Genomic DNA, 14,307 nt, shown 5'->3' on the forward strand with positions numbered 1-14,307 from the left:
GGCACGCACCCGGCGGTCGCCTAAGCCGCCCGCGTTCGCCGCATGACGGCGCGTGATGGCTTGAGGAAATGACATGGACCGCTTTCAGAACATCCTTCTCGTTGGTTGCGGCAACATGGCCGGCTCCATGCTTGAAGGCTGGCTGAAAGGCGGCATTCCCGCTTCGCGCTTCACAGTGGTCGATCCCAAGCGCGAATCCGTGCCCGAAGGCGTGACGCTGCTTCAGGATCTGCCGGCGGAAGGGCGCTTCGATGCCGTGATGTTGGGGATCAAGCCGCAGGGTCTGGACGGCGCGGCGCCGGCGATCGCGCCGCTGGTCGGCCCGCACACGGTGTTGTTCTCGATCCTGGCCGGCGTCGAGTTCGACAGCCTTTCCGCCCGTTTTCCCAATGCCGGCGCGATCCTGCGCATCATGCCGAATCTGGCGGTGGCGATCGGCAAGTCCCCCGTGGCACTCGATTCGCGCGGGCTGGACGACCTCGGCCGCGCGGAAGTGGCGGCGCTGATGGAGCCGCTCGGCACGCCCGAATGGCTTGATGACGAGGGGCAGTTCAGCGCGGTAACGGCGCTGACCGGGTGCGGCCCGGCCTTCGTCTATCGCTTCATCGATGCGCTGGCGGCGGGGGGCGTGAAGCTCGGGATCGAGCCTGCGCAGGCCCAGCGCCTTGCCGTGGCTATGGTCGAGGGGGCAGCGCAACTGGCGGCGGCCTCGCCGTTTTCGCCCGGCGAACTGGCGGACAAGGTCGCCAGCCCCGGCGGTTCCACCCGCGCGGGCATGAACGTGCTGGACGCCGATGGCGCACTGGCGGCGCTGATCGCGGCCACCATGCAGGCTTCGAACGACCGCAATGCGGAGATGGCGGCGGAAGCGCGCCGCGCCTGATCGGGCGGGCGCGGGGGCTCGGTTCCTTCGTCGCCAACCCCGTTTACACTTTGACACAAAGAGTCATGGCCGGTTTTCCTTGAAATACGGGGCGCCGGAGGCGATATTCAGGCTGTCCGGGTTCCCGCGTTTGGCGGAGGACCCGTCTAAGGGAGTGTGACATGGCGAATTGGAACGACCCCCAGCCCCGTTCGGGCTTCGGAGCGTCTCCGAGCCCAGATGGCACGGTATCCGGCAGGGCCGGCGGCAAGGTCGCGTACGATACCGGCCTGCGTCGCTACATGCTGTCGATCTACAACTACATGGCCTCCGGCGTGCTGCTTTCGGGCGTCGTTGCGCTTGGCTTCGCTTCGTCGGGCCTTGCCGTGCAGGTGCTCACCAGCCCGCTGCGCTGGCTGGTCATGCTGGCGCCGCTCGGCTTCGTGATGGCCATGAGCTTCGGCTTCCAGCGCATGAAGACCTCTACGCTGCAGATGCTCTACTGGGGCTTCTGCGTGATCATGGGCCTGTCGATGGCCTCGATCTTCCTGGTCTTCACCGGCGCCTCGATCGCGACGACCTTCTTCGCGACGGCCGCGGCCTTCGCCGGTCTCAGCCTGGTGGGTTACACCACCAAGAAGGACCTTTCGGGCTTCGGCACGTTCCTGACGATGGGCCTGTTCGGCATCATCATCGCCATGCTGATCGGCATGTTCGTGCAGTCCACGGCGCTGCAGCTGGCGATTTCGATCCTGGGCGTGCTGATCTTCGCGGGCCTTACCGCCTATGACACCCAGGCGCTGAAGAACCAGTATTACAGCGTTCGCGGCACCGAATACGTCGGCAAGGCCGTGGTGATGGGTGCGCTGCGCCTCTATCTGGACTTCATCAACATGTTCCAGTTCCTGCTGAGCTTCCTGGGCGATCGCAGGTAATCCACTGTTTTCCACATCTGGCAGTTGCCATGCCCGGTTCGATTCGTCGCACCGGGCATTTTCTTTGCCGTCCGGTCGCGGTAGTTAGTAAAGATCGAGGAAATTTGGAGTGTACGGGGTGGTAAACCTGAAAAAACGCGGCCTGGCATGGGGCCTTTCGCTGGCAGCAGGTTCGCTCGCCGTTGCTTTGGCTGGCTGTGGGCCGGAAAAGGTGGCCGTGGCGCCGCCGCCGCCGCCGCCAGCTGTCGTGATCCCGCCGCGTCCGATGCCGCCGATGGGCGCGCAAGTGAACATGATCATCCCGGCGCTGGGTGCAAACGGTGCGCGCACGACCGTCAATTCGGGCATTTCGTCCGCGCAGACGCTGTGGAACCTGCGTTCGGCCTATAACGTGGCGGCGCTGAACTGCATGGGCCCCGACCATGGCCCGATCCTGGCTGGGTACAAGGACTTCCTGGTCCGCCATGCCAAGGTGCTGGCGGCCACCAACAAGGCGGTCGAGAAGGAATTCGTCACCCGCTATGGCAAGGGCGGCGCCAAGGCGCGTGAAACCTACCAGACGCAGGTCTACAATTTCTTCGCGCTGCCGCCGGTGGTTCCGGCGCTGTGCAATGCCATGATCGGCCTTGCTGCCGAAATGCAGGCGTTGCCGGCCAGTCAGCTGGACAGCTATGCCGCTGGCGGTCTTGCCAAGGCAGAGGCGCCGTACATGGAATTCTTCAATTCCTATGAACAGTACCGCGCTGACCTGGCGGCCTGGAACGCGCGTTACGGTGCCGGCGAACCCTCGCCGATGCTGGCGGCACCGCAGTCCGGCGGCACGGCGGCGGCCCCGGTGGCGGCTGCGCCGACCGTGAAGGCGCAGCAGCAGGCCTACGCCCAGTAAGGCTGCGGGCTAGAACTGCGGGCCAAACCCGCAGCTAGCGGTTTTCTTCGAACCGGCGCGTCCGCAAGGCGTGCCGGTTCGTTCGTTTCTACGGGGGCGAGGGGCGCGGCCGAAATTTCCTCCGCCGCCATTTTTGCTCTTTCAACGCGCCTTTGTTCTCGCTAAGGGAGCGCTCCCGATGCGGTAACTCGCCTTGGGAAAGGAATGGAACGGGGCCGTAGCTCAGATGGGAGAGCGCGTCGTTCGCAATGACGAGGTCAGGGGTTCGATCCCCCTCGGCTCCACCAATCCTTACATGACTGACCTGAACCGGACGAACCGGTTCTACCCCGGCCCGAGGCGTGGATGCGCGACAAGGTCGGGTTTTTTGTTTATCTGGCCAGAGGTGCCGCGTTTGTCGCAGCACCGCCCGTGGCCGTCTTTGAATCCGCTGGACCGAACCCATGCACTTTCTTGATCAGGCGAAAATCTACATCCGTTCCGGCGCCGGTGGCCCGGGCGCTGTCTCGTTCCGTCGCGAGAAGTACGTGGAGTACGGCGGCCCGGATGGCGGCAATGGCGGCAAGGGCGGCGATGTCGTGTTCGAAGCCGTGGCTGGCCTCAACACCCTGATCGATTTCCGCTACACCCAGCACTTCAAGGCCCCGCGCGGCGGCCATGGCATGGGCAAGAACCGCAATGGCGCGGCGGGCAAGGACCTTGTCGTCAAGGTTCCCGTCGGCACCCAGATCATCGATGACGAGGATCGCGAAACGGTCCTGGCCGACCTGACCGAGGCAGGCCAGCGCGTCACGCTGATGGAAGGCGGGATGGGCGGCCGTGGCAATGCCAGCTACAAGACCAGCACCAACCGCGCGCCGCGCCAGCATCAGCCGGGCATTCCCGCGCAGGAAATGTGGGTCTGGCTGCGGCTGAAGCTGCTGGCCGACGTGGGCCTGGTGGGCATGCCCAACGCCGGCAAGTCCACCTTCATCAACAAGCTGTCGAACGCCAAGGCCAAGGTGGGCGACTATGCCTTCACCACGCTGCGTCCGCAGCTGGGCGTGGTCATGCACAAGAACCGCGAGTTCGTGCTGGCCGACATTCCGGGCCTGATCGCGGGCGCCGCCGACGGTGCCGGCATCGGCGACCGCTTCCTGGGCCATATCGAACGCTGCCGCGTGCTGGTGCACCTGATCGATATCTCCAACACCGATCCGGTGGAGGCGATGCAGATCGTCGAGGAAGAGCTGGAAGCCTATGGCGGCGGCCTTGAGGGCAAGCCGCGCCTGGTCGCGCTCAACAAGATCGACCTTGTGGATGACGAACTGGCCGCCGAATACGCCAAGGAATTGCTGAAGGCCGGCGCGCACGAAGTGTTCCCGATTTCCGGCGCCACCGGCAAGGGCATGTCGAAGCTGCTGGACGCGGTGATCGACTACCTTCCGGCCGCAACCGTCACCGAACGTCCCGAAGGCGAGCAGGAAGAGGTTGACGCAAAGCCCTGGTCGCCGATCTGATTGCTTTTGCTCTGTAACAGGCGCCGCCTTTGCCGGCGATAGAGCGGTAGAGGCCAGGCCTGGCGCAATGGCGGGCGATTTTGGGCCTGCCGCTGCCGGCGAGATATCGCTAAGGGGCGGGGCGATGACGGATTCTCATGTGAACCAGCGCCGGCCCGTGGACGGCCGGGCCGCCCTGATGATGGTCGGGCTTTGCGCGATCTGGGGCATGCAGCAGACTGCGCTGAAGGCCGCCGCGCCCGATATGGCGCCGGTGCTGCAGATCGCCCTCCGCTCCGGCATCGCTGCCGTGGCGATCGCTGCGCTGGTGTTCTGGCGCGGGGAAGGGCACGCGCTGCGCGGCGGAACATGGAAACCGGGTCTTGCGATCGGCGTGCTGTTCGCGCTGGAATACCTGTTCATGGGGGAGGGGCTGCGCTTCACCAGCGCCTCGCACATGGGGATCTTCCTTTACACCGCGCCGATCTTCACGGCGCTGGGGCTGCATGTCGGCCTGCCGGAAGAGCGGTTGAGCCCGCTGCAATGGCTGGGCATCGTCACTGCCTTTGCGGGCGTGGCGGTGTCTTTCCTGGGCGGAGCGAGCAGCGGCGGCAAAGGCAATTCGGCGTGGATAGGCGATCTGATGGGCATCGGCGCCGGCGCATCCTGGGGCGCGACGACGCTGACGCTGCGCTTCTCGAAGCTTTCCCACGCGCCCAGCACCGTAACCACGCTTTACCAGTTGCTTGGCGCCTTCGTGCTGCTGACCTTGCTGGCGCTGGCGACGGAGCAGACGGCAATCCGACTTACGCCGTTGCTGGGCCTCAGCTTCGCGTTCCAGACCATCGGTGTCTCGCTGGTCAGCCTGCTGGTCTGGTTCGGCATGCTGCGCGTCTATCTGGCATCGCGCCTTGGCGTGCTGTCGTTCATGACGCCGCTGTTCGGGGTGGCATTCGGCGTGCTGCTGTTGGGTGAGCGGCTGGAGGCTGCTTTCATCGCCGGCGCGGTCATGGTGATCGCCGGCATTCTGCTGGTGAGCGGGCACGAGATGTTTCGGGCAAGGCAGGCCCGCCGCGCGTCGGCGGCCTGACGTTCGAAAAGCACTGCCTGAACCGCCATCGTTCCCGGGGTGAGACAGGAGACGAAATGTTTCGCATACGGGCGCTTTCCAGCGCGTGGCATTTCACCTAGAGGCTTGCGGGAAATGCCTATCGCCCGTCTGACAGACCTTTCCGATCCCGTCCTGTGCCCTCGCCTTGTCGTCAAGGTGGGATCGGCGCTGCTCGTGGGCGCGGAAGGTGTGCGCCGTGCATGGCTGACCGCGCTGGTGGCGGAGATCGCGGCGGCGCGCGCGCGCGGGCAGCAGGTTATCGTCGTCTCCTCCGGCGCGATCGCGCTGGGCGCGGCGACGCTGGGGCTGGAGAAGGGCGGGCGCGGATCGCTGGCCGATGCGCAGGCGAGCGCGGCAGTCGGCCAGATCGCGCTTTCGGGCCTCTGGGCGGAACTGCTGGGCACCCACGGGCTGACGGCCGCGCAGATGCTGCTGACGCTGGAAGACCTTGAGGAACGCCGGCGCTACCTGAACGTCACCGCCACGCTGGGCCGCCTGCTGGACGCGGGCGCGGTGCCGGTGATCAACGAGAACGATTCGGTGGCGACCGAGGAAATCCGCTTCGGCGACAACGACCGCCTTGCCGCCCGCGTGGCGCAGGCCGCGCAGGCAAGCGCGGTGCTGCTGCTGTCCGATATCGACGGGCTTTACGATCGCCACCCGAAGCTGCCCGGCGCAGCGATGATCCCGGTGGTGGAAGGCGTAACCGCCGAAGTGCGCGCCATGGCCAGCGCCGAATCGAACTCCGGCATGGGTTCGGGCGGCATGATTTCAAAGCTTCAGGCCGCCGAGATTGCCGAGCTGGCCGGGATCGCCATGGTGATCGGCAATGGCCAGGTGGAGCGGCCGATCGAACGTATTATCGGCGGCGGCATCGGCACGCTGTTTCTGCCGCGCGGAAAGGCCGGCGCGCGCAAGGCGTGGCTGGGCGGCCGCCTGCGGCTGACCGGCACGATCCTGGTGGACGATGGCGCGGCGGCGGCGCTGCTGCGCGGCTCCAGCCTGCTCGCCAAGGGCGTGATCGGGGTGGACGGCGCGTTCGAGCGTGGCGACGCCGTAGCCGTAACCGACAGCCGGGGCCATGTGATCGCCCACGGCCTGTCCGAATATGCCGCAGGGGAATGTGCGGCGATCAAGGGGCTTCATTCGAGTGAGCAGGCGGCCGTTCTCGGCTATGCCCCGCGCTCGTCCGTGGTCCACCGTGACCAGATGGTATTGAAGGCCCGACCGGAAAGAGCATGAACCAGAGCGACCGTCCCGTAATCGCGCTTACCGGCGCCACCGGCTTCGTCGGCCAATCCGTGATCGAGGAGGCAGTGCGCGCCGGCTATCACGTGCGTGCGCTGACCCGGCGAGAGCAGGGGCCGAACCCGCTGCTGGACCCGCACGTGACTTGGGTGCGCGGGGAACTGCGCGATACCGCCTCGCTCTCGCTGCTGACGCGCGGGACGGAGGCGATCATCCATGTCGCCGGCGTGGTCAACGCGCCGGACGTTGCCGGTTTCGAGGCGGGCAACGTCGCCGGTACGCTCAACCTGATCGAGACGGCGGTGGTGAAGGGCATTGCTCGCTTCATCTACGTCTCCTCGCTCTCCGCGCGCGAACCGCAGCTTTCCGCCTATGGCGCGTCCAAGGCGCGGGCGGAGAAGCTGGTCATGGCCAGCCCGCTGGAATGGACCATCGTGCGTCCGCCGGCGATCTATGGCCCGCGCGACAAGGAGATGTTCGAACTGTTCCGCGCCGCCCGCTGGGGCGTGGTGCCGGTTCCCAAGAACGGTCGCGCCTCGATGATCCATGTCGAGGATCTGGCGCGGCTGCTGGTGGCGCTGGTGCCGGTGGGCGAGCCGGTGACCGGCCGCGTGTTCGAACCCGATGACGGCCAGCCGGGCGGCTGGGCCAATGACGAGACGGCGCGCGCCATCGGCATCGCGATGGGCAAGCGGGTGCGCGTGATCGGCCTTTCGCGCGGGGCGCTGATGATGGCGGCCAAGGCCGACAATTTCCTGCGCGGCGCCAATGCCAAGATGACGGCGGACCGGGCCACCTATTTCAGCCATCCCGACTGGGTGGTCGGCACCGAGGCGCGCGTGCCTGCCACGGTCTGGCAGCCGCGCATCGCCACGGCCGACGGGCTTCGCGCCACGGCCGAATGGTATCGCGGCGAAGGCTGGCTCTGATCGAGAGCCGCGGCACGCTCCTGCGCCGCAGCTCTGACGAGGACTTCAGCCTTTCACCGTGCCGGTGCAGGCGCCGAAGCCGATGGACACTGCACCGTCCGCCACGAAGTGACCGGCCAGCGAGAGTTCGTCGCCGTCCTCCAGGAACGTGCGCGTTTCGCCGCCTGGCAACGTGATCGGTTCCTTCCCGGCGCGGGTGATCTCCATCAGGCTGCCTTGCGTGCCGTCTTCCGGGCCGGAAATCGTGCCGGTGCCCAGCAGGTCGCCCGTGGCCATCGCGCAGCCGTTCGAGGCGTGGTGCGTCACCATCTGGGCAATCGTCCAGTACATGTTGGCAGCGGGGCCGTGGCTGAGGCGTACGGGATCGAGCCCGGCTTCGCGCATCTTGGCGGTGGAGAGGAAGACCTCCAGTTCCAGCGAAAGCGCGCCATCGGCCTGATCCGCCTCGTCCCACAGATAGGGCAGGGGGCGGGGATCGCCCTCGGGACGCGGCGGCTGTGCCTTACGGAACGGGGCTAGCGCTTCCATCGTCACCAGCCAGGGGGATACGGTGGTGAGGAAGTTCTTGGAAAGGAACGGCCCCAGCGGCTGGTATTCCCACGCCTGCACGTCGCGCGCGGACCAGTCGTTCAGCAGGGTGAGGCCGGCGACATGGTCCAGCGCCGTGCCGATCGGGATCGGCTGGCCCATTTCGTTGCCGGTGCCCATCCACACGCCCAGTTCCAGCTCATAGTCCAGCCGCTTGATCGGGCCGAACGAGGGCGCCTCGGCATCGGGGGCCTTGGTCTGGCCTTGCGGGCGGATCACCGGCGCGCCGCTGGGCCGCACGGTGGAGGCGCGGCCGTGATAGCCGATGGGAACGTGCTTGTAGTTCGGCAGCAGCGGATTGTCCGGCCGGAACAGCTTGCCGATATTGGTGGCGTGATGGATGCCGACGTAGAAGTCCGTGTAGTCGCCGATGCGGGCAGGCAGATGGAGCGTGGCATCGGCCATCGGCACCAGCAGCGGCTCCACTTGCGCGCGCTCGGCAGCGCCTTCGGCCAGCAGTGCGGAGACGCGATGGCGCAGCGCGGCGCGGGGCGCCGCGCCCATAACCAGCAGCGGGTTCAGGCTGTCGCCGGAAGCCGCCCGTGCCGCGTCCAGCGCTTCGCCGTCCAGCAGGCCGGACTGCGCCAGCGCGGCAAGGTCCAGGATCATCGCGCCGATGGCGATGCCGCCGCGCGCGGGCTCGCCAGCCCGCGAAAACACGCCGAACGGCAGGTTCTGGATCGGGAAATCGCGATGCCCGTTCGCGCTCTCTACCCAGGAACGCAGCGTGGGCGCGTGGGTCTGGTCGATGATGGGCATGGGTCTTTCCGCTCCTTCACAATTATTCGTTGCGGTTCATTAGCGCGGGCGGGCGGTAAGGTCACGACGGATGTGCCAGATTATTGCGCGCCATTATTCCATCCTTGCGTCTCGGTCATGACGAAAGCCGTCGGCCTTCCAGCCGCGTCTAGCGCCGGGCGGAAGCGGAAACGGCTGGTTATGTAGTCGCATGTGGCGGCATCCAGTTCCGGGCGGCCGCTGGATGCGATCACCGTGCAGCCGCTCACCGTTCCATCGGTGCCGATGCGATAGCGCACGGTCAGTTCCGCCCCGGCGCGGGTCTTGCGCAAGTCCGGGGGCAAGTCGGCGAAGTGCATCTTGCCGGCGATCTGGCGCGGATAGGTGGTCACGCCCGCGTTGGGGCCGCCTGGACCCGCTCCGCTGCCGCCCCCGCTTCCCCGTCCGTTGCCCGACCCGTTGCCCGACCCGTTGCCGCCGCTCCCCGTGCCGGTACCTTCGTTTCCCGTGCCGCCACTGCCTGCGACCGGGGCAGTGGCGAAAGGCGGCGGAGGGGCGAGAACCACTGCGGCCGGAGGGGCCACGATGGGCGCGCCTTTGCTCCCTTCCGGCGTGGGCGACCCGCCGCCCGCCTTGCGCGCCGGTCGCTGGGGAGGCGGGGGTGGAGGTGGCGGTTTCGGAGTGGCGATATCCCGGGTCGGCACGATCGCCACCAGCGCCGAATGCGGGGCGGCGGCGGGCATGTGCAGGTCCAGTCCGAACAGCAGCCCCACGAACCCCGCCGCGACCACGCATGCCGACGCAAGCGCGGATGCAAGTTCGGATATGGGGGCCCTGGCGGGGCTACGCGGTCTGCCGGCTGCTTGCCTCATGTTCGGGGAACAAGTTGCGGAGCCAATTGGTTTCGGCGGATTCGCCGTTCGTCCAAGTCGATCCCAATACGACGAAATGTTGCTCCCCTGCAGGAACCGCCGTTCTTCCAGCCCGTTATCCTGATCACTACGACCCATAACGGAGATGCAACAATGACTCTTCTTCTTATCCTCGTGGTCGGTGGTGTCATCGGCTGGCTGGCTTCGATCCTGATGCGCACCGATGCGCAGCAAGGGCTGTTTCTGAACGTCGTCGTCGGCGTGGTCGGCGCATTGATTGCCGGAGTGCTGATTACCCCGCTGATCGGCGGCGCGCCGATTACAAGCGGTGCGTTCGACATCATGTCGCTGTTCGCTTCGTTCCTGGGCGCAGTGATCCTGCTGGCGATCGTCAACTTGTTCCGCCGCGGCTCAATCCGCTGAGTCCAACGGCGACCGGAGGGGCTCGCTCACGCGAGTGCCCCTCCGGAGTGTTCAAAGGGAAGGATGCAAAAGACATGAAACCAATCCGCATGACCACCGTCGCCGTCGCGACACTCGCTGCTGCCACGCTGGGCCTGGCCGCCTGCAACAACAAGGCTGACGATGCGACCGAAAAGCAGGCCGATGCCGTGGAGCAGGCCTCCGACAACGCAGCCGACGCCATGCATGACCAGGCAGACCAGATGACCGGCGCCGCCGCCAATTCCATGGACGCCCAGGCGGATGCCGTGAAGAAGACGGGCGAGGCCAAGGCCGACGCGCTGCACAACAAGGCCGACAACGAGGTCAAGCAGAACCCCCAGTAAGGCGCCCCTGACAGGACGCCCTATCGCCCCGTTTTCCTGGGTTTTGCCGGAGAATCTGGGGCGGGGAATGAAACCGGGAAGGTTTGCGGGAAGGATGGCGGCATGGCCGCTGTCCTTCCTTGCTTTGCATTTGTCGGAAAGAAGCTGCGCATGCCTTCGTTTTCTAGGCAATCCGTGCTTGAATTGTCGGGCAATAAGACAGACATAGCCCGCGACCCATTCGATGCGTTCGCCGTCGCTCCCACGCGATCGCCGGTGAACGGCCAGATGCTTCGAAGCCTACGTTCTTGATAACCTGAAACAGGAAGACAGCCATGACCATTTCCCTGATCCCGCTGCCCTACGCGCAGGACGCGCTCGAACCGCATATCTCGGCCAAGACCCTGGAAATCCACCACGGCGCCCACCACAAGACTTATGTCGACAAGCTGAACGCTGCCATCGCCGGCACGCCGAACGCCGACAAGTCGGTCGACGAAATCACCAAGTCGGCTTCGGGCCCGCTGTTCAACAACGCCGCGCAGACCTGGAACCACGGTTTCTACTGGCACTCGATGAGCCCGACCAAGACCGCGCCCAGCGGCGCGCTGGCCGCTGCCATCGAAAAGGACTTCGGCTCGCTCGACGCGCTGCTGGAAGCGCTGTCGAACGAAGCGGTGAACCACTTCGCGTCGGGCTGGGCCTGGCTGGTCGTCGATGGCGGCACGCTCAAGGTCATCTCGACCCACGACGCCGGCTGCCCGATCACCACCGACGTCAACCCGCTGCTGACGATCGACGTGTGGGAGCACGCCTACTACATCGACCAGATGAACAAGCGCCCGGCCTATGTGAAGGCTGTGCTTGAGAACCTGATCAACTGGGACTTCGCGGGCGAAAACTTCGACCGTGGTACGGCCTGGACCTACCCGGCGTAAGCCAGGAAGCCTGATCGCAGGTTTTTTGAAAAGGGTCGGGTCGCCACAGGCGGTCCGGCCCTTTCACATGTGCGGAACCAAGCGGTGAGGGCAGGGCACGGGCCTGCGCTCATCCCTTGGTTTTCCTTCAAGAGGACATTCTGACATGGATATCGGATTCATCGGGCTTGGCGCGATGGGCACTGCGATGGCGCGCAATCTGGCGCAGGCCGGGCACCGCGTGCGCGCGTGGAACCGCTCTGGCGGCACGCTGGAAGGCGTGGACATGGTTTCCACCCCGGCGGAAGCCTTTGCCAGCGATGTGGTGCTGACGATGCTTTCGGAAGACGGCGCGATCCGGGAAGTCCTGCTGGACAGCGGCGTGCTGGACGCGGCGCCCAAGGGCGTGGTGCACCTCGTCTGCTCGACGATCTCGGTCGCCTTCGCGCGCGAACTGGTGGAGCGGCATGAGGCGGCGGGCGTCGGCTATCTCTCGGCGCCGGTGCTGGGCCGTCCGGATGTGGCGGCGGCGGGTCAGCTCAATGTGATCCTTGCCGGGCCCTCCGCGCTGCGCGGCGGGCTCGACCCGGTCTTCGCCGCGATCGCCGGCAAGGTGTGGGACATGGGTGAGGACGCACCGCGCGCCAATGCCGCCAAGATCGCCTGTAACATGCTGATCACCATGGCCATCGAGGGCATGGCAGAGGCCGTCGTGCTCACCGAAGGACTGGGCGTGGAGCGGGAACCGTTCTTCGAACTGCTGACCGGCACGCTGTTCGGCGGGCGCATCTACCAGAACTATTCAGGCATCATTTCCGAGGGCAAGTACGAGCCGGGCTTCAAGGCCACGCTGGGCCTGAAGGACCTGCGCCTCGCCAAGGAACTCGCCGCCGAGACCGCGCCGGGCACGCAGGGCCGCTTGCCGATGCTCGATGCCGTCCACGCGCAGATGGGCGCAACGGTAGAGGGCGGCTATGCCGCGCGCGACTGGGCCTCGATGGCGGACTTCACCATCAAGCAGGCCCAGGGCTGATCGGCCCCCGACAGGCCCTGATCCGTCAGATCAGCCCCTGATAGGCCCCACCATCCAGCGCAAGGTGCTGGCCGGAGATGAACCCGGCCTGCGCCGCGCAGAGGAAGGCGCAGGCATCGCCGAACTCGCTCGGATCGCCGATGCGCCCTGCGGGGCCGCGTCGACCGATCCGGGCGAAGGCTTCCTCGATATCGATCCCTTCGGCGGCGGAACGGCGCTTGGCCAGTTCCATCAGCCGGTCGGTGCGGAAGGGGCCGGGCAGCAGGTTGTTGATCGTCACGTTATCCGCCACGCTTTCGGCCTGCGCGGACTTGGTCATCGCCATCAGCCCGGCCCGCGCCGCGACGGAAAGGCCCATGTCCACGGTCGGCGCCTTCACTTGCGCGGAGGTGATGTTGACCACCCGGCCGAAGCGGCGCGCGCGCATGCCGGGCAGCACGGCGCGCATCATCTCGATCGGCGCGATCATGTTCGCGGCAACGGCGGCCTCCCAGTCGGCCGGCTCCAGATCGGCAAGCCGGCCGGAGCGAGGGCCGTGGTTGTTGTTGACGAGGATGTCCGGATCCGGACAGGCGGCCAGCACGGCGGCGCGGCCTTCGGCAAGGCTCATGTCGCCCACCACGCGGTGAACTTGCGCCCCGGTGGCCGCCGCGATCCGGGCGGCGGCTTCGTCCAGCCGGCCGGCATCGCGGCCGTTGATCCAGACTTCCACCCCCTCGCGCGCCAGCGAAGTGGCGCAGGCAAGCCCCAACCCGCGCGAGGATGCGCAGACGATCGCCTTGCGTCCGGAAATGCCGAGATCCATGCCAATACTCCTGATGACCGGCACCCGGCCTAAGGTGGCGGGGCCGGGCCGGCAAGCGGGTGCTCGGAACGATTGCGCAAGTCGGATAGCCTGGTACGGCAGATCGATCAGCCCGAACGGCGGCCTTTCGGGCCGTTGGGCTCCGGCTCGCCATCCAGCAGTCGTGTCAGGTCCCCGCGCGCGCGGGCGACGCGGCTTTTCATCGTGCCGATCGGACAACCGGCGATCTCTGCCGCTTCCTCGTAGCTGAAACCCGATGCGCCCACCAGCAGCACCGCTTCGCGCCGTTCGGGCGCCAGCTTTTGCAAGGCCACTTCCATGTCGCCAAGATGCAGCGGGCTCTCCTGATCCGCCTCCATCACCAGCAGGCGCTCCACCGTGCCTTCGTCCAGATCGGTCTGGCGACGGCTCTTGCGCAGTTCGGACAAGTAGTGGTTGCGCAGGATCGCGAAAGTCCACGCGCGCATGTTGGTGCCGGGCGTATAGCGCTCGCGCGCGGTCCAGGCCTTGATGAGCGCTTCCTGGACCAGATCGTCGGCAAAGTCGGGCCGGCCGGACAGGCCGCGGGCAAAGGCGCGCAAGTGCGGCAGGACGCCAAGCAACTCGATGCGGAAAGCTTCCTCGGCCGGAGAGGCGCGGGTGCGATCAGTCATCGTCGCTTCCGTCCAGCTTCTTGAGGAGATCCCTGAAGCTGTCCGGAAGCGGTTCGTCGACCACGGAGTTGTACAGCTTCCTCAGGCCTTTGGCCCAGCCCGGCTCGCCCTCGCGGACGCCGGCGCCCGATCCGCCGCCGATATGCGTATCGGTGCCGGTTTCGGGGGGCATGCCGGGCTTACCCGGCTCGCCTTGTGCTGGAGGCTGATTCAATGCGAACTCCCTTTCGAGTTGCTCACTTGCGTACGGATCGGGGCACGGTCAAGGATGGGGCGGGCAGTGTCACGCATTACAAATACGTCATGCGCGGCGCTTGCGCAGTCGAACCGGCCGTCTTCTGCCCGGACACGTCGATCCTCGGCCGGGCGGCGGAAGGGATCGCTTTCGGATGTCCGGGCGTCGTTGCGGGGGCGCGAAGGGCAAGCATCGTTTTGGCTGGAACAAACTGCCCCGCCCAAGGTTCCCTCGCATACGATGACTTGCA

16 protein-coding genes and 1 tRNA gene are annotated in these 14,307 nt (G+C 66.5%); 12 read left to right on the forward strand and 5 right to left on the reverse strand.

Annotation, left to right across the window (positions count from 1 at the left end; genetic code table 11):
* The first annotated feature begins 73 nt into the window (after positions 1-73).
* From WBP07_RS02255 to WBP07_RS02290, 8 genes are all read left to right on the forward strand, one after another.
* Positions 74-883, forward strand: coding sequence for a pyrroline-5-carboxylate reductase family protein (locus WBP07_RS02255; protein ID WP_395394013.1), 810 nt, complete (start codon positions 74-76; stop codon positions 881-883).
* A gap of 161 nt (positions 884-1,044) precedes the next feature.
* Positions 1,045-1,797: a Bax inhibitor-1/YccA family protein gene (locus WBP07_RS02260; protein WP_395394014.1), complete on the forward strand. Its 753-nt coding sequence runs from the start codon at positions 1,045-1,047 to the stop codon at positions 1,795-1,797.
* A 109-nt stretch (positions 1,798-1,906) separates the two neighbouring features.
* Positions 1,907-2,683, forward strand: a complete 777-nt coding sequence (locus WBP07_RS02265) for a hypothetical protein (RefSeq protein ID WP_395394015.1) — start codon at positions 1,907-1,909, stop codon at positions 2,681-2,683.
* 211 nt (positions 2,684-2,894) lie between these two features.
* Positions 2,895-2,970 (forward strand) — tRNA-Ala (locus tag WBP07_RS02270).
* Positions 2,971-3,126: 156 nt separating this feature from the next.
* Positions 3,127-4,182: a GTPase ObgE gene (gene obgE, locus WBP07_RS02275; protein WP_395394017.1), complete on the forward strand. Its 1,056-nt coding sequence runs from the start codon at positions 3,127-3,129 to the stop codon at positions 4,180-4,182.
* 124 nt (positions 4,183-4,306) lie between these two features.
* Positions 4,307-5,251 carry a DMT family transporter gene (locus WBP07_RS02280; protein ID WP_395394018.1) on the forward strand — a complete coding sequence of 315 codons (945 nt, stop codon included), beginning with the start codon at positions 4,307-4,309 and terminating at the stop codon, positions 5,249-5,251.
* 114 nt (positions 5,252-5,365) lie between these two features.
* A complete protein-coding gene (gene proB, locus WBP07_RS02285) occupies positions 5,366-6,514 on the forward strand; it encodes a glutamate 5-kinase (protein WP_395394019.1) in 1,149 nt (382 codons plus the stop codon).
* The gene (locus tag WBP07_RS02290; protein ID WP_395394021.1) at positions 6,511-7,449 is read left to right on the forward strand and encodes an NAD-dependent epimerase/dehydratase family protein; all 939 of its coding nucleotides are present in this window, start codon (positions 6,511-6,513) and stop codon (positions 7,447-7,449) included. Before proB ends, WBP07_RS02290 begins: the two co-directional genes overlap by 4 nt.
* Positions 7,450-7,494: 45 nt before the next feature.
* On the opposite strand, the gene fahA is transcribed toward WBP07_RS02290, so the two are convergent.
* Together fahA and WBP07_RS02300 are read right to left on the reverse strand one after the other, a co-directional pair.
* Complete coding sequence (gene fahA / locus WBP07_RS02295) at positions 7,495-8,796, reverse strand: fumarylacetoacetase (RefSeq protein ID WP_395394023.1); 1,302 nt, start codon at positions 8,794-8,796, stop codon at positions 7,495-7,497.
* A gap of 80 nt (positions 8,797-8,876) precedes the next feature.
* Entirely contained in the window at positions 8,877-9,566 is a 690-nt protein-coding gene (locus WBP07_RS02300) for an energy transducer TonB (RefSeq protein ID WP_395394024.1), read from the reverse strand.
* Between the two features lie 234 nt (positions 9,567-9,800).
* On the opposite strand from WBP07_RS02300, the gene WBP07_RS02305 reads away from it, so the two are divergent.
* From WBP07_RS02305 to WBP07_RS02320, 4 genes are all read left to right on the forward strand, one after another.
* A complete protein-coding gene (locus WBP07_RS02305) occupies positions 9,801-10,070 on the forward strand; it encodes a GlsB/YeaQ/YmgE family stress response membrane protein (RefSeq protein WP_395394026.1) in 270 nt (89 codons plus the stop codon).
* A 74-nt stretch (positions 10,071-10,144) separates the two neighbouring features.
* A complete protein-coding gene (locus tag WBP07_RS02310; protein ID WP_395394027.1) occupies positions 10,145-10,435 on the forward strand; it encodes a hypothetical protein in 291 nt (96 codons plus the stop codon).
* 314 nt (positions 10,436-10,749) lie between these two features.
* Positions 10,750-11,352, forward strand: coding sequence for a superoxide dismutase (locus WBP07_RS02315; RefSeq protein WP_395394029.1), 603 nt, complete (start codon positions 10,750-10,752; stop codon positions 11,350-11,352).
* 145 nt (positions 11,353-11,497) lie between these two features.
* Positions 11,498-12,364 (forward strand): NAD(P)-dependent oxidoreductase, encoded by an 867-nt coding sequence (locus WBP07_RS02320; RefSeq protein WP_395394030.1) that lies wholly within the window; start codon positions 11,498-11,500, stop codon positions 12,362-12,364.
* 25 nt (positions 12,365-12,389) lie between these two features.
* Here WBP07_RS02320 and WBP07_RS02325 read toward each other — a convergent pair whose 3' ends face one another.
* From WBP07_RS02325 to WBP07_RS02335, 3 genes are all read right to left on the reverse strand, one after another.
* Entirely contained in the window at positions 12,390-13,169 is a 780-nt protein-coding gene (locus tag WBP07_RS02325; protein WP_395394031.1) for an SDR family oxidoreductase, read from the reverse strand.
* A gap of 107 nt (positions 13,170-13,276) precedes the next feature.
* Positions 13,277-13,822: a sigma-70 family RNA polymerase sigma factor gene (locus WBP07_RS02330; RefSeq protein ID WP_395394032.1), complete on the reverse strand. Its 546-nt coding sequence runs from the start codon at positions 13,820-13,822 to the stop codon at positions 13,277-13,279.
* Positions 13,815-14,036: a NepR family anti-sigma factor gene (locus WBP07_RS02335; RefSeq protein ID WP_395394033.1), complete on the reverse strand. Its 222-nt coding sequence runs from the start codon at positions 14,034-14,036 to the stop codon at positions 13,815-13,817. The genes WBP07_RS02330 and WBP07_RS02335 overlap by 8 nt, the downstream gene beginning before the upstream one ends.
* Between the last annotated feature and the right edge of the window lie 271 nt (positions 14,037-14,307).

It is taken from the genome of Novosphingobium oxfordense (assembly GCF_044029435.1).
Taxonomy (GTDB): domain Bacteria; phylum Pseudomonadota; class Alphaproteobacteria; order Sphingomonadales; family Sphingomonadaceae; genus Novosphingobium.